Source organism: Polaribacter aestuariivivens (assembly GCF_005885675.1).
In the GTDB taxonomy this organism is placed as follows: Bacteria; Bacteroidota; Bacteroidia; order Flavobacteriales; family Flavobacteriaceae; genus Polaribacter; species Polaribacter aestuariivivens.
In genome coordinates, this window is sequence record NZ_VANR01000004.1 from 274899 (window position 1) to 293764 (window position 18866).

Consider the following 18866-nt stretch of genomic DNA (forward strand, 5'->3'; position numbering starts at 1 on the left):
ATTTATTTTTTTAATTGATTAAAGAAACTTTCATCATTTTCAAAAGCTGTACCAATAACTACCAAATCTGCTCCAGCATTAAAAGCTGCATCTAATTGTTTTTTAGAACGGATTCCTCCACCAACAATTAATGGAATTTTTAAATTATCATTTACCAGTGAAATAATAGTTGCATTCACAGGTACTTTAGCACCACTTCCAGCTTCTAAATAAATTGCTTTTTTTCCAGAAAATTCACCAGCCAAAGCTGTGTTTTTTATAAGTTCTATATCTGATTGTGAAATTGGTTTTGTGTTGCTTACCTTTTGAGTAGCCGTTTCTTTTTGGCCATCAATTAAAATATAACCAGTTGGAATAATTTCCAATTTAGTTTTTTGCAAAAGCGGAACTGCTTTTACTTGTTGCTCAATTAAATATTCAGGATTTCTTCCAGAAAGTAAACTTAAAAATAGAATTCCGTCTGCTTTATTGGTGATTTGAGAAACATCTCCAGGAAATAAAATTACAGGTAATTTTGTTGCTTTTTTTATTTCAGAAACAACAGCTTCGGTTTTGTTATTTACATCCGTACTTCCACCCACAAAAATATGAGTTGCCATAGATTGATGCACTTTTTCGAAAAAAGATGAAATGTTTTGCAGTTCAATTTTTTCAGGATCAATTAAAACAGCCAATAACTTTTTGCCTTCTTTTTTTGCTTGTAAAATGTTTTGGTAAAAATTCACGATTGCGAAAATACAATTTTTTGTTGCGTTGAGTATTCACGAAATTATTTATAAAATAAATTCAACTTTAAATTTTAAACCTAAAAATTTGAATCTCTTAGTAAGCAAACACACAGGTAAAACCTTCAAATTCTAAAAACTCAATGCTATAAGAAAATTGTTCACCATTGTATTTAATTTCTCCTGTGGTTTTTTCGTCTTCAAACTTAAAATCTTCAATATAAATATTGTGTAAAAAAAGTAACTTTTTCTTTCCGTAAATTTTATATAAACTCTCTTTTGCTCCCCAAACAATGGTTAATTTGCTAATTAATGCATCGTGATTTGCAATTGTTTTGTACTCTTCTAAAGGGGTAAATTTATGAGCAATTTTTAAAATTTTATCACGTTGTTTTTCTATGTCAATTCCTACTTGTAAATCATCCGAAAAAATAATCGCCGTAAAAGTGAAAGAATGTGTAATAGAAATAAATTTTCCATCTTTTAAATGAGGTTTTCCGAAATCGTCATACATCAAATCAAAATCCGTATAGCCCACTTTTTTTAACAGGTGTCTAATACTTAAAAATCCTTTTTGATGTAGTTCAGATTTCATTGAATTCAAACGAGTTGAGCTACTTTCAGAAAGAGAAACTCCGCTTTTTAAATCAGGTATAGATTCTTCAATCTTCCAAATCAAGACTTTAGTTGTTTTGTTAACCGTTAATGTTTTGTAAAGAGCCATATTTTTTAATTTCTATGTCGTAACTTTGCAATTCGAAAATTTAGAATATAAATATACATAAAATGAGCACAAAAACAGCTTACGTACCTTACAAAGTTAAAGATATTTCTCTTGCAGAATGGGGAAGAAAAGAAATTGAATTGGCAGAAGCAGAAATGCCAGGACTAATGAGTTTAAGAGAAGAATATGGAGATAGCCAACCTTTAAAAGGAGCAAGAATTGCAGGTTGTTTGCATATGACTATTCAAACTGCGGTTTTAATAGAAACGTTACAAGCTTTGGGCGCAGAAGTTACTTGGAGTTCTTGTAATATTTTCTCTACACAAGATCAAGCTGCTGCTGCAATTGCTGCAACAGGCACTCCTGTTTATGCGTGGAAAGGTATGAACGAAGAAGAATTTGATTGGTGTATAGAACAAACCTTATTTTTTGGTGAAGATAGAAAGCCATTAAATATGATTTTAGATGATGGTGGAGATTTAACCAATATGGTTTTAGATAGATATCCTGAATTAGCGGAAGGAATTAACGGTTTGTCTGAAGAAACAACTACAGGAGTACACAGATTATATGAGCGTGTAAAAAACGGAACATTACCAATGCCAGCTATCAATATTAACGATTCTGTTACAAAATCAAAATTCGATAATAAATACGGTTGTAAAGAATCTGCAGTAGATGCAATACGTAGAGCAACAGATATTATGTTAGCAGGAAAACGTGTTGTGGTTTGTGGTTATGGAGATGTAGGTAAAGGTACAGCTGCTTCTTTTAAAGGTGCAGGTTCTATTGTTACAGTTACAGAAATCGACCCAATTTGTGCTTTACAAGCTGCAATGGATGGTTTTGAAGTAAAACGTTTAGAAACAGTAATGGGGAATGCAGATATTATTATCACCACAACAGGTAATAAAGATATTGTTACAGCAGAACATTTTAAAGGAGTAAAAGACAAAACCATTATCTGTAATATTGGACATTTTGATAACGAATTAGACATTGCTTGGTTAAACAAAAACTATGGTAATACTAAAGTAGAAATCAAGCCACAAGTAGATAAATATACCATTGATGGTAAAGATGTAATTATTTTGGCAGAAGGTCGTTTGGTAAATTTAGGTTGCGCAACTGGTCATCCAAGTTTTGTAATGAGTAACTCGTTTACCAACCAAACGTTAGCGCAAATAGAATTATGGAACAATGCAGATGCGTATAAAAACGAAGTGTATATGTTACCAAAACATTTAGATGAAAAAGTAGCAAAATTACATCTAGAAAAAATTGGTGTAGAGTTAACAGAATTGCGTAAAGACCAAGCAGATTATATTGGTGTTACTCAAGAAGGACCTTACAAGCCAGAGCACTATAGATATTAATAAAGTGTTATTCTGAAGATGTCACCTTGAGCGCAGTCGAAAGGTTGTTTCAGAATCTCATAAAACTCAAAAATCCTTACATTAATTTGTAAGGATTTTTTTATTTGGGCGTTTTAACAGGCTATAATTTATCTTGAACAAAGTCGAAAAGGCTACTCTTTTTTAAAAGCCTAAACTCTATTACAAAACATCAATTTATTAAATTTTTACAACCTAATATTTGATAGAGGTTTTTTTAGGGGAAAAATATAGGCAATAAGTCATGAAAATATATTTGATAAAAAATTAAGAAAGCTTTTAAACATGAGACGTTTAATTTGACTAATATTTTTAAGTTCGTCATTTGCAGTTTCAATAAAAGAACTTTTTCTAAGTAAAACTTTATCACTTATTGTTGTTAAAGAATTCTTCATATGTTTTGGAATAAAAAATATAGAAGTATTTAAAGTTCCTGATTCCAATTAATTGGAATAAAATACAAAATATTATTACTTAGCTTTTACTCGTCATTAATGAATTTCCTATAAAAAATATGTCAATAAATTTATCAAATTTTTCTTTAAAATTATAAAGATTTATCAAATTCATTTTATTAGTATTAATTTTTTTAGATTTTGATATTTAAAGACTATAATAATACCATTATTGATAATCATTAAACCTTAAATGCTTTTGTGAAATATACTTTAGCGTTAGTGTTGTTGTAGACAACTAAAATTATTTATTTACTAACCACCAAAACCCAAAAAATGAAAATTTTTAATTCTAATACTCTTATAATTTTACTGTTATTTGTTTGCTCAACGGTTTACTCACAAAATTTAGGAGCTCTAATACCAACTAACACAGCAACACATACTGCTGTACAAGAAGGATCTTGGTTTGATGGTTCTACATGGGACACTGAAACAGTTCCAGGTGATGGAGCAATTGTTGTTATACCAAGTGGCATAACCGTACATTATAGCGGACAATCATCGGCTCATATTTTTGCAATAAGAGTTGATGGTGTATTTAATTGTACTCAAACCAACAATTCACTAACTACCACTTTAACGGTTGATACATTTGTAGGCACCATGATGTCTACAGTGAAATTTTTAGCCAGCGCAACTACTGATGGAAAAATTGACGTTAGTATTTCTCCATTTGATATAGAGGCGCATAAAGCTGGAACAAGTGGTTATTCGCAAACATGGAATAGCAGTGCAATGTCCCATTATAGTGATGGAAAAACTACTTATGAAGTCACTAAAACCATAGGAAACAATTATAGGTATAAAACTCATGCAGATGCTTTAGCTGCCAATACAACAGTTACCGAAACATCTAGAAACGTCATATCAGATGGACCAGGTGTATTAGGAAGACATGAGTGGGATCCAGATCAAGTATCCATTGGAATAGCATTAATGGGACAGGTTGAAATTATTGGTAAACAAAAACTAGGCATGTCTAAATTGTCTATTGATGCCTTATCGGGACAAAATAAGGTAGTTTTAAGCACTACGCCAACAGGATGGGAAGAGGATGACACAATCGTGATTTCTTCAGGAGGAAATAAAGGCGCTTCAAACAATGGTGAAGATGTAAGCGTAATAGATTATATTACAGATAAAACCATTACTTGTACTTCTAATTTATTAAAAAACCATCAAGGAAGAGCTGCAGATAATTTACACTGTTATGTTGGGAATTTAACACGTAATATTACATTTCGTTCTACTGATATTTCACAGGTTCATAGAAGAGGTCATTTTATGGCAATGCACAACGATATAAATGTCCAAGTAAGGAATGCCGCGTTTGTAGATATGGGAAGAACAGACAAATCTAAACTATTAGATGATTTTATTTGGGATGAATGGGTGGAGCCAAAAACATTTAAATCATTCTCTTCGCCATTAGGTCAAGAATGTGTTAAAACGGTAAAAAACCCTGTAAACGAAATCACAAATTCTAGAGGGCGTTATTCTATTCATTTACATCATACTGGTTCTGTTGCTACATCAAGCATGACTTATGTTACAGGAAATGTTGTTTGGGGTAACCCAGGATGGGGAATCACGCATCACGATGCTAATGCAACGATTTCAGATAATGTAGTATATGATGTAACTGGTGCAGGTATTGTATCAGAAGCTGGAAATGAGACAGGAGTTTGGGAAGATAATTTAGTAATTGATGTTAAAAAAGGACATTCCGAAAGTCCTTATCGTTCTGTTATAACTTACGAAGATTATTTATTTTCAGGACAAGGTTTAGGATTAAAAGGAAGAGCTGTTGTTTGTAAAGGCAATGTTATTGTAAATGCCAAACAAGGAGTAGGTGTTATGAATATGAATCCAGTAAGCACTAATCAGGTACGAATGGATGCTGCTGCATTAGCACAAAGACCAGGATATGAGGTAGATAATTTTCCTTTAAGTGTAAATGGCTACAGTAGTGAAGGTGATGGTGTTATGCCTCAAGAAGTGGCGTTAATTATGGAGAATACCACAGTTATTAATACTACTTTAGGATTAAAGTCTATAGAGAGAGAAATGGGTGTAAACCATGAGTCGCGTTCTGTTTTTGATGGATTTTATGCATGGGGAGTAAACCAAGGCTTATCTATAACGTATCAAGCAGACTATACTTTTAAGGATGTTTTTATCTCAGGTAAAAATTCAAATGCTATAGGGGCGTATTTATGGAAGCATGCACACAACCATACTTTCGAGAATATTAAAATGGTAGATTTAGGCTATGGCATTCAAGTTTCAAAATTAGTTGAAAATAATGATGGCTCTCTAAAAACCAGAAATAATGGTTTTACACCTTGGATATTTGTGAATTTAACAACAGAAAATGTTACTAAGTTATACAAAATAGAAAAAGAAGACCCAGGCACACCAGAGAATTATGTAGAACATGGCGATAATTCAATTATTTTAAATACATCTGATATTACTACAAGACCAACTACATTTACCATATTGGATGACTCGACATTAGAAGTTGATTATGCCACTAATGATTTTAAATTTGAAGTAGACGGTATTATTACTGATGATTTTGGAAGTTATAATATGGGAATTAGACAAGCATTGGCTCAAGGGACATTAAGACAAGGATATCCAACACGTATTTATGAGTTTGCATCTCAGGCGAAATTTGAAGAGTATTTAACTGTTAATGGTGTTTATAAAGACGCTACAACCAATGAATTGTACTTTATCATTAATGAAAATTTACCTAACAGACGCACCTACGCATATACTAGTTTTCCTGTTAGAGTAAATATAAAAAACGCCCCTTCTTCAGGAGTATTTGCATCACCACAAACGGAGTCGCCTGCTGCATTAGCACCTAAGCTGGAAATGATAAGTAGGCTTGGAACAGTAACTCAAAGTAGTACAGATACGTCTTTATCCTATGGAGATGTAACAAGTATTGATGCTGGTGCTCATAAAGCGGTTGATGGTAATAATAACGGTAGAATAAACGCAGAGTATTACCAACAAAGATTGGTTTCTGTAGGAAGTATTTCTTCAACAAACGTTGAAAACGAGCCTTGGTTCGACCTTGATTTAGGAGAAATAAAAGAAATAGAATTTATTGACCTTTGGAATAGCGTAGAACTGAAGGGTGAAGACATAGAAACACCATCACCACATTTTAAAGATTTTTATGTTTTAATTTCAGACACTCCTTTTGGAACAATGGACTTAACAAGTGCTAGAAACATCGCAAATTATGAATATTTAAAAGATGGTACACCTTCAAGAAAATTTTCATTAAATAACTTGGGTGCTACTGGGCGATATATTAGAATCCAAGCCATTGGGTCTACTAAAATAAAACTTGCTGAGGTAGAAGTAATTGGAAAATCAATTGCTTCTCCAACAATACCAGATGAACCAACTCTACTTGAAGTAGCAGAGGAAACTTGTACCTCTATAAAACTTACTTGGAATGATGCATCAAATAATGAAACCGGTTTCAAAATCATGCAAAGTATTAATGGTAGTGCTTACACATTATACCACACAACTGAAGAGGACATTGAAAGTTATACCGCAACTGGTTTAGATGAAAATACTGAGTACGGTTTTAGAGTTAAAGCATATAATGAAGCTGGAAATTCTGCTGCTGCACGAACAGACCTTATAACAACTAGTACTTGTCCAACTGTGCCAAATGCACCTTTAGTTTTTGAGGCTACAGAGGGAGATTGTAATTCAATAAACCTTGATTGGACTGATAATTCGGATAACGAAGATGGTTTTGAAATTCTACAAAGTACAGATGGAGGTATAAATTATATAAGTATTCATACAACAGCAGAAAACATTATTAGTTATTCTGTAACTGGTTTAGAAGAGAATACTGAGTACAGTTTTAGAGTTGAAGCATATAATGAAGCTGGAAATTCTGCTGCTGCACAAGTTAATAAAACAACTAGTGTTTGTCCAACTGTGCCAATTGCACCTACAATGCTGCCTGTTACAAAAGTAGAGTGTACATCAATAGATATTGCGTGGTCAGACAATTCAGATAATGAAGATGGTTTTAAATTATTTAGAAGTGTAGATGGAGGTGCTTATGAACTATATCAAACGCTAGCGGCTGATGTTACATCGTTCAGTGCCACAGGGCTTACAGAAAGTACAAGCTATGGATTTAAAGTTATTGCCTATAATAATATAGGTGATTCTGTACCAAGTGAATCAATTACATCAACCACTCTTGCTTGTCAAAGTTCAACTACTTTAGCTGTAGTGCATGATGCACATGTTAGAAATGGAAGTTATAAAAATGACAATTTTGGTTCAGCATCCAGTTTACAGATTAGACAAAAAAATGGAAATGGACTTAAACGTTATGGTTATTTAATGTTTGATGTAAGCACGGTTTCAAATATAACTTCTGCTACTTTAAGATTCTATAATACAGGAAGTAATGGCACAGTAAATATTTATGAAGTTGATGATGATAATTGGAATGAAAACAATATCACTTGGAATAATAAACCATCTATCGGTAATTATATAACAAATGTATCATTCAATGGTAATGGATTTTATGATGTAGATGTAACCAATTTTGTTATAAACGAAAAAAGCGCTGAAGATGATAATAAAGTAACCTTAGGTATAAAAGGTTCTACAGATAATTACATGACCATATCAAGTAAAGAGGGTACAAATGCTCCTGTTTTGATAATTAACGGTAGTGCTTCAGGCGCTAAAAATGCAAATACTAAAGAAACGTTAAATGTTGTTTCTAATGAACTTATTGAGTTTGCTTCTGTGTATCCTAATCCAACATCAGGATCTTTAACGGTACATATTAATGATGCAGATATAGAAAATGGCACAATTACAATCTATGATAGTATTGGTAGATTAATCCAAAAAATAGCAGTTACAAATGAAAAAATGAAGATTCAACTAAAAAATAAATCTGGTATATACTTTGTAAGAATTCAAAACAAAGGCATTTTGGAAACTAAAAAAATAATTAAGAAATAATACAGAGTGAAAAAGGAAAATTTTAAGTTTTTAAAATTTTCCTTTTTTTGTTTAAATCGATTATTTCTAATTTAGCAGAAGATTGTTTGGTAAATTTAGGTTGTGCAACAGGTCATCCAAGTTTTGTAATGAGTAACTCGTTTACCAACCAAACTTTGGCACAAATGGAATTATGGAACAATGCAGATGCGTATAAAAACGAAGTGTATATGTTACCAAAACATTTAGATAAAAAAGTAGCAAGATTACATTTAGAAAAAATTGGTGTAGAGTTACTAGAATTGCGTAAAGACCAAGCAGATTATATTGGTGTTACTCAAGAAGGACCTTACAAGCCAGAGCAATATAGATATTAATAAAGCGTTATTCTGAAAATGTCACCTTGAGCGCAGTCGAAAGGTTGTTTCAGAATCTCATAAAACTCAAAAATCCTTACATTAATTTGTAGGGATTTTTTTATTTGGGCGTTTTAACAGGCTAAGAATTTATCTTGAGCGAAGACGAAAGGCTATATCTTTTTTTCATTTTTCAAAAAAGGATGTCGTTTCTATCCTTAAAGCAAACTTTCAGAATTTTAAAATAATGATTTTACATCAAATTTGTAGTGAGATGTTTTTTGAAGATTACTTTTTAGTATTTTGCATTCATATTAATCAACCAAAATGCAACCAACCAAAAAAATAGGCTTATTACTAGGTCCCATTTTATTTTTTTTGATTCAGTTTTTACCAATCACTTTAATTTCAGACAAAGCAGATGCAGTAATTGCAGTGGCTGTTTGGATGGTTATTTGGTGGATTACAGAAACCGTTCATATTGCAGTAACAGCATTATTGCCTTTACTACTTTTTCCGTTGTTAAAAGTTATGGACATTGCAGATGTTGGCGCCAATTATGGGAGTCCAATTATCTTTTTATTCTTTGGAGGTTTTGTGTTGGCTTTAGCGTTAGAAAAAGTCAATTTACATAGAAGAATTGCGTTAACCATTGTAAAACTTACAGGCACAACACCAGAAAAAGTAGTTTTGGGTTTTATGTTGGCCACAGCATTTATGAGCATGTGGATTAGCAATACAGCAAGTACAGTAGTGATGTTGCCCATTGCAATTTCCGTAATTAGATTATTAATAAAAGACGAAGATGGTTTTACAAAAGGCGATCAAAATTTTGCTTTAAGTATTATGTTAGGTATCGCTTTTGGAGCAAATGCTGGTGGAATTGCAACCGTTATTGGTACACCACCAAACTCTGTTTTAATTGGCTTACTTGAAAATCAATACAACATCCAAATATCCTTTTTAACTTGGATGAGTTTTGGCTTACCTTTTTCGCTATTGATGATAACTGCAGTTTATTTTGTATTGGTAAAATGGATGTTTCCTTGCAAAGACATTTTATTTACAGCATCAGGAACTATTATAGATGACGAACTTAAAAAACTGGGTAAAATATCCAAAGAAGAAAAAAGAGTATTAACCATTTTTGCCATTACAGTTTCACTTTGGATTACCAGGACAATTATCAATAGTATTTTTCCAGAACTAAAATTGTCTGATACCATTATCAGTTTAATAGGTGCTGTTTCGTTATTTGCAATTCCTCTAAATTTTAAAAAAGGAAATTTTATTTTAGAATGGAATGATACCCAAAAATTAGCTTGGGGTATTTTAATTCTTTTTGGAGGAGGTTTAGCGCTCGCAAAAGGAATGGCTTCTAGTGGTTTGGTAGATTTAATAACCGAAACAATTGCAGCTGGTAACTTCCCAATTTTACTCACAGTTTCTTTATTAATTGTGTTGATGTTGTTTATGACAGAGCTCATGAGCAATGTTGCTTTAGTAGCAGTTTTAGCGCCAGTTGTAGCAGGTATTGCTATCGGATTAAATATTCCGATTTTGAATTTATTAATTCCTGTAACTATGGCAAGTAGTTGTGCTTTTATGTTACCCATGGCAACACCACCAAATGCGATTGTTTTTGCAAGTGGTTATGTAAAAGTTAATCAAATGGTAAAAGCTGGAGTTGTCTTAAATATAATAGCTGTTGGTTTACTAATTTTGTACTATCAATATGTAATTCCGTTGTTTTTCTAGTCTATTTTTGAATAAGACTAAAAATTAGACTTTAGAAATTTTTATTTATAAAACACTGATAATCAAGGTATTTTAAATTTGTTAATTAGTTCTTTTTAATTTAACAATTCTATATTTCTTTTTCTCGTAATTTTAAAGTGTGGAACAGGAAGAAGTAAAACGAATTCAAAAAACGAAAAAAAGCTACAGAGTTGTGCGTCCAAATCAGACGGGTTTTTCAAGTCCTGCAACACATTATACAGAACCAAGAATAGATTTAAACGATGCTTTAATCGAAAATCCGTCAGCCACTTTTTATGTGCGAGTTGCAGATAATAGTTTTAGCGAATTTGAAATTTTTGAGAAAGATGTTTTAATTATTGATAAATCGCTCACACCAAAAAATAATCAATTAGCAGTTGTTGTGCAAGAAGGATGTTTTCAAATTAATAGAATAGATTCCAACTCTAAAGAAGAGCTTCAACTTTGGGGAGTAATTACCTATATTATAAAATCTACTTTATGATAGCTTTAGTAGATTGTAACAGTTTTTATGCTTCTTGCGAACAAGTTTTTAGACCCGATTTACAAGGAAAACCAGTTGTGGTTTTAAGTAACAACGATGGTTGTATAATTGCTGCCAATAAAGAAGCAAAAGCCTTGGCACACATTCCTATGTTTCAGCCTGTTTTTAAAATTAAGGAGATTTTAAAAGCCAATAATGTTACTTGTTTTTCATCAAATTACACCTTGTATGCAGATATGTCTCAACGTGTTATGGATACTTTGAGAGAATTTTCGCCAATTGTAGAAGAATATAGTATTGATGAAAGTTTTGTGGATTTATCGCATTACGCTATTGATGAATTGGATGAAATCGCTCATAGAATTAAAGAAAGAGTTCATAAAAATACAGGAATTCCTGTTGGAGTGGGTGTTGCCAAAACAAAATCGTTGTCTAAAATGGCGAATAAATTTGCCAAAAAAGTAACTGAAAACAATGGTGTTTATACTGTAGAAAATGAAGCAAAGCGAATAGCAATGTTACATTATTTTAAGGTGAAAGATATTTGGGGAATTGGAAGAAAGCATAAGATTAGAGTAGAAAATACAGGAGCCATAAGCGCTTTCGATTTTACAAAGTTACCATTGGCTTGGGTTCGTAAAGAAATGACAGTAGTTGGTGAGCGTTTGTGGCGAGAGCTTAACAACTTACCTTGCCATGAAATGACAGTAGAGGTTGATGCCAAAAAAGGAATTGGTACTGCAAAATCTTTTGGCTACAAGTTAGAAGATTATGGTTTAATTGAAGAAGCAACTAGTTATTATGTAGCAGAAGTGGCAGATTTATTACGCCAGCAAAACTCGGCAGCCAAGTATATTGAAATTTTTTTAACCACCAATTCGTTTAGTAATATTGATAATCAATATCGTAATAAAATTATCATCACTTTAGAGGTTCCTACAAATAGTACTGTAAAATTAACACAAGAGGCTTTAAAAGGATTGAGAGCTATTTTTAAAAAAGGATACCGTTACAAAAAAGTAGGCGTAAACTTGTTTGGTTTAGTACCAGATACAGATATTCAAACGAATTTATTTTATCAACCTCAAAAAAGTGAATCTTCAAAATTGACTGAAGTTATTGATGCATTAAACAGTAAGTTTGGTAAAAATAAAGTAAAACTCGCAACTGTTGGCAATCGCGAAAAAAAATGGGCGCTAATTAAAGAACACAGAAGCCCAAGATTTACTACTCAATGGAGTGAGTTGTTAACTATTGGAGGAGTAAAGTGAGAACTTACTTTCTTAATAAACTAAAATTACCAACTCTTTTTTTTATCTCATTGTTTTGATTAATTAGTATCACGCTAAACCAATAATCATTAGAAAGTAATATTTTTCCATTGTAAGTTCCATCCCAACCTACATCATTTATCGTAAAATTAGTTATACGATTTCCATATCTATTGTAAATAACTATTTCTCCACTTTTATAAAAACCTTTTTCTAATCCTTTTATTTGCCAAATGTCATTTTTTCCATCTCCATTTGGTGTAAAGAATTTCGGAAAACTAATTAGTGAAACTTCAAAAGGTATGCTACCACAACCATTCTTATCGTTTACTTCTATAATATAATTTCCTCCGTCGAGATTTTCGAAATTTAAATTATCTTGATATCCGAATAAAATATTAGAGTTCGAATCTAATAATCTAAATTCATAATTTCCTAAACCAAGATTCGTGGTATTAATTTTTATAAAATTATTATCAGAATCATCTTGTATTTCAAGATCAGTTATACGAATAGTACTCACTGAAGATTCTTTTACGGTAATACTAGCTTCTTCAGAATTACAACCATAAACAGAAGTTGCTGTTACACTATATATCCCTCCTTTGGAAATTGTTGTGTTTTCAGAATTACCAACTACGGTATTGTTTTCATCTCTCCAAGTATAACTATAATTAGAATTTGGATTTTCAACGCTAATTTGTAATTGAGGGTTGGCATTCATACAAATAATATCTTCCTTAATTACGTTTACAGTTGGTTTTTCTCTAACTATAAAATCTATAGTAGTTTCTTCAAAACAAACATCGTAAATTGGGTTTTCTAAACGAACTCTAATGGTTTGAGATGCTGTTGTAAAAGGATTTGGCAATGGACTTGGTAAAATGTTGTTGTTTTCATCAAAATATTTAACAACTAAACCTGTTTGAGCTCCTAGAATTGTGCCTTGTATTGCTGAGGTATCAAAACTTATAATTCCATCAAAATCATCATCACATTCTTCTTGTGGAGCAATTGCATTTGCAATAGGTACAGAATTTACTATAAAACTTAGTATAGTTTCATCAAAACATTGTCCGTCTTTATCTTGGGAGTTTGTATTTACAATTCTTGCTGTAATATTTTGTGAAGCCGTTATAAATGGATTTGGTAATGGACTAGAAAGCGGTGTTCCATTCTCATCAAAATAAGTAACAGCCACATTAGTTTGTGTGCCAATAATTATAGTATTTATTGTGGAAGTATCAAAAGCATAAAATCCATCTCTATCATTATCGCATTCAGGATTAATTGTAACAGGGCTTGCAATTGGAACTTTTTCTACATTTAAAGAAATATGCGCACCCAAACCTAAACAAGAATTGTCAGTTTTACTATCTACTCTTATATAAATATTTTGCTGATTTGGTGAACTCGTATTTTGATAGTTAGAAATATCTGTAATTTTATTTAGCTCAGCTAAAGCATTTTCTTCATTTCTGTAATAGGTGATTTCTAATTGTTGATTTGCTGGGAAAAGGTTGATAATATCATTGTTTACCTCACTAAAATCGAAAGTTGCAATTCCATCTGTTGTATTTGTACCATCATCACATTGATAAAACGATTTTGAAAAATTCAGAGGAATTTGGGTTGTAGAAACTAATAAATTTACTTCACTAATATCAAAACAACCATTACTGTTTTCTACTCTTGCCCAAATTTTATCGATACTTACTTGTTCGTTTTTATAATTTGTAATGTTGGCAATCGCTGTTCCTTTATTTTCTGCATCAATTTTTTCTTCGTGAAAGGTAATCGTATAATCTTCTGGATTTGATATAATTTTTTCTTTAACTTCATTTAAATTGAAGAAGCTAAAACCATCAATATCGCTATTATCGCATTGTTTTAAGGAAACAGAAGAATTGATGTTTGGTGATTCGAAAATTTCTATTTTCTTAGGAATGGTATAGCTTGTATTGTCTGTATGAACAACTTCCGCTGTAACATTATAAGTTCCAGCATCGGTAAATTGATGATTTACATCTATTGAAGTTGAGGTATTATTTGTGCCAGAAGTTGGATCGTCGAAATTCCAAATTACAGATTTTATTTCTGATTGGTTTGTTAAGCTAAAATTATTAATTCTATTATCACAGTCATTATCGTTTGTAATTTCAAAAGGAAAAACTGTTTTCACTTCTCCGTTAACAGTTATGTAGAAATTTATATCGTTACTAGGATTTGATAATATTTGATTTATAGTTTTATACTCATTTAAAGTATTAAAAGGGCAATCTCCCCTATACCAAGAGTCATCATTTTCTTGTTTGGTTCCAGAAACAAAAAGCAGTCCATCTCCGTATTCTATTCCTCTTTTGACTTCAACTAAAATCATTTCAACATCAGCAGGAATAGTAATAGGAGTTTCAAAATCTGTTTTCATGATTTTTGAACTAGTTGAGTTCCATGAAAAAGGATTAATTACTTTTTTTTGACTACTTCCAATTAAGTCGCTTTTAGAAAAAGAAGAAGGAAAATTATTATCAATTTTATAAATATTAAATGTTACGTTGGCTAACCATCCTGCACCGCTAATTCCAATATCTCCACTTTTAATAATATATTCTTCATTAGAATTTATACCAAATTCAGATAAGTCAAATTTTCTCGCCCAATTCATTAAGCCTCCCTTACAGGAAGGTATGCTTGTTGTTACTAAATCGTCACCTATGCTATGAGATAAAGTAGTATTTTCCTTAGAGTTTATTACGCTTCTTTTTTCGCCAGTAGCATTTATAAAGAAATTAGCATTTGGGGCAGGAAAATCTAATTTGTCAGTTCTTATATATGGGTAATATGTGCTACATCCTTGAAACCATGAAAAGTCTTTATCTTTTTCGGTACCAGCAATAATGGCTTTTTTATAATCGGGGTTGCCAAAATTTTGATCCTGACTAACTACAACTAAAATTCTTTTCGTTTTTGAAGGAACTACAATTTGAGTTTCGAAATCTATTTGAATAATTTCTGGAGTATCACCTATCTGATGGGTTACTATTCTACCACCACCGATATATTTATCATTAAAATTTGGAAAATCTTCATCTATAACTAGTACTCCAAAGTTTAAAGTTGCTCCATCATGTATATTACTTACAGCAACTTGAGCAGATTTAATAATGAATTGATCTGTATTAGATATGCCAAAATCAGAGAGCGTAAATACTCTTGCCCACGATTCTTCATTCAAACAAAAAGAACTATTTGTTTTTGTAGGTGTATTACCTACATTATAGGTTAAGGTAATTTGAGAGTTCAAATTAAAACTTAATAAATAAAAAAGGGCTATTAAAAAAAACTTATTCATTGGGTTTGTAAAAATAAGGATTTAAGCTTATTTATCTCTTTCATTTCAAAAAAAAATCCACACAATTTGCGTGGATTTTATCATTTTATAAATGGAAATAATTTACTGTTTTTTTAATTCTCCATTATGGTCTTCTACAATTTTGCTATCTCTGTATTTACAACAAGGATGTACAGAATTATAAGCTTCGTCTTTTGCAACTAATTTTTTGTCGTTGTCTAATAAAATATCATGACCAACAGCCATAATGTTTTTTTGAACTGTGGTTACATCTGTTTTTCTCTCGTCCATAATTAAGTTCATTTGATGCGATTTTACATCCCAAATTGCAAATTTTACGCCTTTGGTTTTTAAAGCTGCAGTTTCAATTCGTTTTTTACACATACCGCAAATGCCATCTACTTTAAAAGTTACTTTTGCATTTTTATTCTTTTTTTCTTTTTTGACTTCTTGTGCTTGCGTTGCAAAACCCACTAAGAATAAACTTAATACTAAAATTATTTTTTTCATTTTTTATTTTAATTAATTTTTATTGAATACCACTGTGTGGCTTATTTTATTTTAAATCGTAAACCAGCATAAATTGCACGACCAAAAATTGGTGAATATACTATAGTAGTATCAAAATTTGCGCCAAAAGGATTGTCACTTGCTAAAATAGGATTTTTTTGCTGAACATTTGTTAAGTTTTCGGCGCCTAAATACACTTCAAATTTATTTGAAAATACTCTTGTAACCTGACTATTTAGTAGTTGAAAAGTATTAGAAAACACTGCCAATTGATATTGACTTGGGTTTGTACTTGTGTTTGGTAAACGCTGTTTTCCAATACTATTAAATGTAGCATCAAACTTCCATTGAGCTCCGTTATCTTTTGCTATTGTTTCGTAAGAAAGGTTTGCGAAAAACCTATTTTCTGGTTGAATAGGTTTCTGTAAATTTCCGCTATTATAATCTGTAGTTACATTAAAATACTTGTAAGCTGTTCTTAAATTAAATCCTTTACTTAATTGATAATACAATTCAACTTGAAAACTATTAGCAATACTTTTTCCATCTAAATCGTAAAATGAAATTTCTTGCGGATTTTCCCAATCTACCACAACTTGGTTATTGAAATCTGTTTTATAAAAATCAAAGGTAAGATCTCCTTTTTGATCAAATAATTTAAACTTTTGCATGTAAGAAATTCCATAATTCCAAGCAATTTCAGGGTTTAAACCATAAATGTTTCCACCTACATTATCAATATTAATTTGTCTGGAACTTGCAAAAAATTGTTGATTTTCAGCAAAAATATTCGCACTTCTTTTTCCTCTTCCTGCAGAAGCTCTAAAAACTCCATTTTCCCAAGGAGCATATCTTAAGTGTAATCTTGGTGTAATGAAATTTCCTAATAAATTATGTGAATCTACTCGCAAACCTGCAGTAAAACTAAAGTCGTCTAAATTATCGAATGCATATTCAAAAAATGCACCTACAGATTGTTCTTTTCTTTTAAAGTTTTCATTAAAAGTACCTACTTCAACAAGTTCATCATACTTATCATAGGTAAAGCTAATTCCTGTTTTAAATTTGTTTCTAGTATCACCAATTATTGAGTTGAAGAGTAGGTTGGAATACACACTTTCATGCTGAACGTCGTACACGTTCAATCCAAAATAAGAATCTTGTTGATGATTGCTATAAGCTAACTGAAAGCCAAAACTTTGAAACGGAAGTTCAGGAAAAACATAACCTAATTTTGCTGAAGTTTCAAAACGTTTTGTATCAATTTCACTTCCCCAAGCATTTGTTGTTCCTCTATCTGTTTCAGGGTAAAAATTGAGTTCTCCTGTTTGTTTTTCGTCAGCTAAATAACGAAAATTAATAAAACTTACCCAACCATTTTGAGCATCTGTATATTGCCAACGGTTCATAACGTTTATTTGATTTGCTAAAGGAGCATCTAAAAAATTATCGTTGTTATTGTCGAATTTTTCTCCTCTATAATTTCCATGAATGTATAAACCAGATTGCCATTTTTCAGAAATCTTTTCATTAAAATGAGTGTTTAATTCTAAGCGTCCGTTTAAAGAACTGTAAGCGTTTAAAAAGAATTTATTGTCAGAAAAAGGTTTTACCAATTCTGCATTTATTTGACCAGAAATACTTTCGTAACCATTTACAACACTTCCTGCTCCTTTTGTAATTTGAATACTTTCTACCCAAGTTCCTGGTGTAAAAGTTAAACCAAATGCTTGTGCAGCACCTCTAACTGATGGCACGTTTTCTTGCGTGATTAATAAATACGGACTTTTTAAACCTAACATTTGTATTTGTCTTGTACCAGTTAAAGCATCAGAAAAACTAACATCTATACTAGGATTTGTTTCAAAACTTTCTGCCAAATTACAGCAGGCCGCTTTTAACAATTCGTCATTATTTACGGTAAACATATTTGCAGTAGCAAATAATGATTTTTGAATTGCATCTCGTTTACTTTTTATGGTAATTTCTTGAAGCTCACTTTCTGGTGTTATAAAGTGATGAATTGTTTTTAAACTAGTAATGGTAATTGTATCTGTTTTGTAACCAAGATAACTTATTACTAGTTTTTTATATTCAGGTTTATAAGGAATTGTAAACCATCCTTTTTCATCAGTTACAGCTCCAATTGAGGTATTTAACCAATTTACAGTTGCGCCTGAAACGCCTAAATTATCTTTAGGATTTTGTTTGTCCATTATCATTCCTTTTAAATTGCTTTGTGCAAAAAAGATAATTGGAAACAGTAGTAAAAAACTACTAAAAATATATTTTTTCATGAGTATTAATTTTATAATAAATAACTATTTTTTTCTTCTACAGAAAGAAGATTGTATTAGCTGTATTACTATAAAATCAAATTAAAAAAGATTGGTATAAAACCTGATAATCAATTGATATATCTGGTGGAGAAAAGTCTTGAAAAACTGTTTTTTCTGAAGTACTTTCTATAAATAAATCTTTATAGGAAATTAAAAAAGCAGTAAAAAATTGTTGTTTTTTTAGGTCAAATTTTAATTCCGAGGCATGTTGCAACTCATCTTGACCTTCGATTTTATGAACTTCGTCAGAACAACAATCTTTCATTTTAATAGACAAATCATCAACTATATCACTTTCACAAATTTCTGCATTTCCTGTAAATGAAATATCCATTAAAAAATCTCCACAAAAGTGACTTTCTACCGTAAAAGAAAAGGTAGAAAATAGCACTAAAAATGCTAAAATTGTGGATACTATTTTAGTAAAAACTTGTTTCATTTGTTTTGCAAATTTA

Annotated in this window: 11 protein-coding genes and 2 pseudogenes; 6 read left to right on the forward strand and 7 right to left on the reverse strand. The window is 31.2% G+C overall.

What is annotated here, in order from left to right; genetic code table 11:
- Nucleotides 1-2: 2 nt before the first annotated feature.
- The gene (locus FDT66_RS09180; protein WP_138535876.1) at nucleotides 3-728 is read right to left on the reverse strand and encodes a phosphoglycerol geranylgeranyltransferase; all 726 of its coding nucleotides are present in this window, start codon (nucleotides 726-728) and stop codon (nucleotides 3-5) included.
- A gap of 94 nt (nucleotides 729-822) precedes the next feature.
- Nucleotides 823-1449 (reverse strand): 4'-phosphopantetheinyl transferase family protein, encoded by a 627-nt coding sequence (locus FDT66_RS09185; protein ID WP_138535877.1) that lies wholly within the window; start codon nucleotides 1447-1449, stop codon nucleotides 823-825.
- 62 nt (nucleotides 1450-1511) lie between these two features.
- Here FDT66_RS09185 and ahcY point away from each other — a divergent pair, with 62 nt between their 5' ends.
- Nucleotides 1512-2825 (forward strand): adenosylhomocysteinase, encoded by a 1314-nt coding sequence (ahcY, locus tag FDT66_RS09190; RefSeq protein WP_138535878.1) that lies wholly within the window; start codon nucleotides 1512-1514, stop codon nucleotides 2823-2825.
- Nucleotides 2826-3088: 263 nt separating this feature from the next.
- Here the strand turns inward: ahcY and FDT66_RS14225 are convergent.
- Nucleotides 3089-3250 (reverse strand): annotated as a pseudogene (locus FDT66_RS14225) (transposase); the annotation flags it as partial.
- A gap of 324 nt (nucleotides 3251-3574) precedes the next feature.
- Here FDT66_RS14225 and FDT66_RS09200 point away from each other — a divergent pair.
- The 5 genes and pseudogenes from FDT66_RS09200 to FDT66_RS09220 all read left to right on the forward strand — a co-directional run bounded on the left by FDT66_RS09200 (nucleotide 3575) and on the right by FDT66_RS09220 (nucleotide 12210).
- On the forward strand, nucleotides 3575-8341 hold the full coding sequence (locus FDT66_RS09200; protein WP_138535880.1) for a CBM96 family carbohydrate-binding protein: 4767 nt from the start codon (nucleotides 3575-3577) through the stop codon (nucleotides 8339-8341).
- 71 nt (nucleotides 8342-8412) lie between these two features.
- Nucleotides 8413-8697 (forward strand): annotated as a pseudogene (locus tag FDT66_RS09205) (adenosylhomocysteinase); the annotation flags it as partial.
- A 306-nt stretch (nucleotides 8698-9003) separates the two neighbouring features.
- Nucleotides 9004-10434, forward strand: coding sequence for an SLC13 family permease (locus tag FDT66_RS09210; protein WP_138535881.1), 1431 nt, complete (start codon nucleotides 9004-9006; stop codon nucleotides 10432-10434).
- 139 nt (nucleotides 10435-10573) lie between these two features.
- Nucleotides 10574-10939, forward strand: coding sequence for a S24 family peptidase (locus FDT66_RS09215; protein WP_138535882.1), 366 nt, complete (start codon nucleotides 10574-10576; stop codon nucleotides 10937-10939).
- A complete protein-coding gene (locus FDT66_RS09220) occupies nucleotides 10936-12210 on the forward strand; it encodes a Y-family DNA polymerase (protein WP_138535883.1) in 1275 nt (424 codons plus the stop codon). The genes FDT66_RS09215 and FDT66_RS09220 overlap by 4 nt, the downstream gene beginning before the upstream one ends.
- Before the next feature lie 4 nt (nucleotides 12211-12214).
- Here the strand turns inward: FDT66_RS09220 and FDT66_RS09225 are convergent, their stop codons facing one another.
- From FDT66_RS09225 to FDT66_RS09240, 4 genes are all read right to left on the reverse strand, one after another.
- The gene (locus tag FDT66_RS09225) at nucleotides 12215-15562 is read right to left on the reverse strand and encodes a T9SS type B sorting domain-containing protein (protein ID WP_138535884.1); all 3348 of its coding nucleotides are present in this window, start codon (nucleotides 15560-15562) and stop codon (nucleotides 12215-12217) included.
- A 102-nt stretch (nucleotides 15563-15664) separates the two neighbouring features.
- Complete coding sequence (locus FDT66_RS09230; RefSeq protein ID WP_138535885.1) at nucleotides 15665-16072, reverse strand: heavy-metal-associated domain-containing protein; 408 nt, start codon at nucleotides 16070-16072, stop codon at nucleotides 15665-15667.
- A 41-nt stretch (nucleotides 16073-16113) separates the two neighbouring features.
- The gene (locus FDT66_RS09235; RefSeq protein ID WP_138535886.1) at nucleotides 16114-18369 is read right to left on the reverse strand and encodes a TonB-dependent receptor; all 2256 of its coding nucleotides are present in this window, start codon (nucleotides 18367-18369) and stop codon (nucleotides 16114-16116) included.
- A 76-nt stretch (nucleotides 18370-18445) separates the two neighbouring features.
- Entirely contained in the window at nucleotides 18446-18850 is a 405-nt protein-coding gene (locus FDT66_RS09240; RefSeq protein WP_138535887.1) for an HYC_CC_PP family protein, read from the reverse strand.
- Nucleotides 18851-18866 lie beyond the last annotated feature (16 nt).

Bases quoted from the DNA above. Each gene is read 5' to 3' on its own strand.
- FDT66_RS09185 (WP_138535877.1), bottom strand. From the start codon at position 1,449: ATGGCTCTTTACAAAACATTAACGGTTAACAAAACAACTAAAGTCTTG.
- ahcY (WP_138535878.1), top strand. From the start codon at position 1,512: ATGAGCACAAAAACAGCTTACGTACCTTACAAAGTTAAAGATATTTCT.
- FDT66_RS09200 (WP_138535880.1), top strand. From the start codon at position 3,575: ATGAAAATTTTTAATTCTAATACTCTTATAATTTTACTGTTATTTGTT.
- FDT66_RS09210 (WP_138535881.1), top strand. From the start codon at position 9,004: ATGCAACCAACCAAAAAAATAGGCTTATTACTAGGTCCCATTTTATTT.
- FDT66_RS09220 (WP_138535883.1), top strand. From the start codon at position 10,936: ATGATAGCTTTAGTAGATTGTAACAGTTTTTATGCTTCTTGCGAACAA.
- FDT66_RS09225 (WP_138535884.1), bottom strand. From the start codon at position 15,562: ATGAATAAGTTTTTTTTAATAGCCCTTTTTTATTTATTAAGTTTTAAT.
- FDT66_RS09230 (WP_138535885.1), bottom strand. From the start codon at position 16,072: ATGAAAAAAATAATTTTAGTATTAAGTTTATTCTTAGTGGGTTTTGCA.
- FDT66_RS09235 (WP_138535886.1), bottom strand. From the start codon at position 18,369: ATGAAAAAATATATTTTTAGTAGTTTTTTACTACTGTTTCCAATTATC.
- FDT66_RS09240 (WP_138535887.1), bottom strand. From the start codon at position 18,850: ATGAAACAAGTTTTTACTAAAATAGTATCCACAATTTTAGCATTTTTA.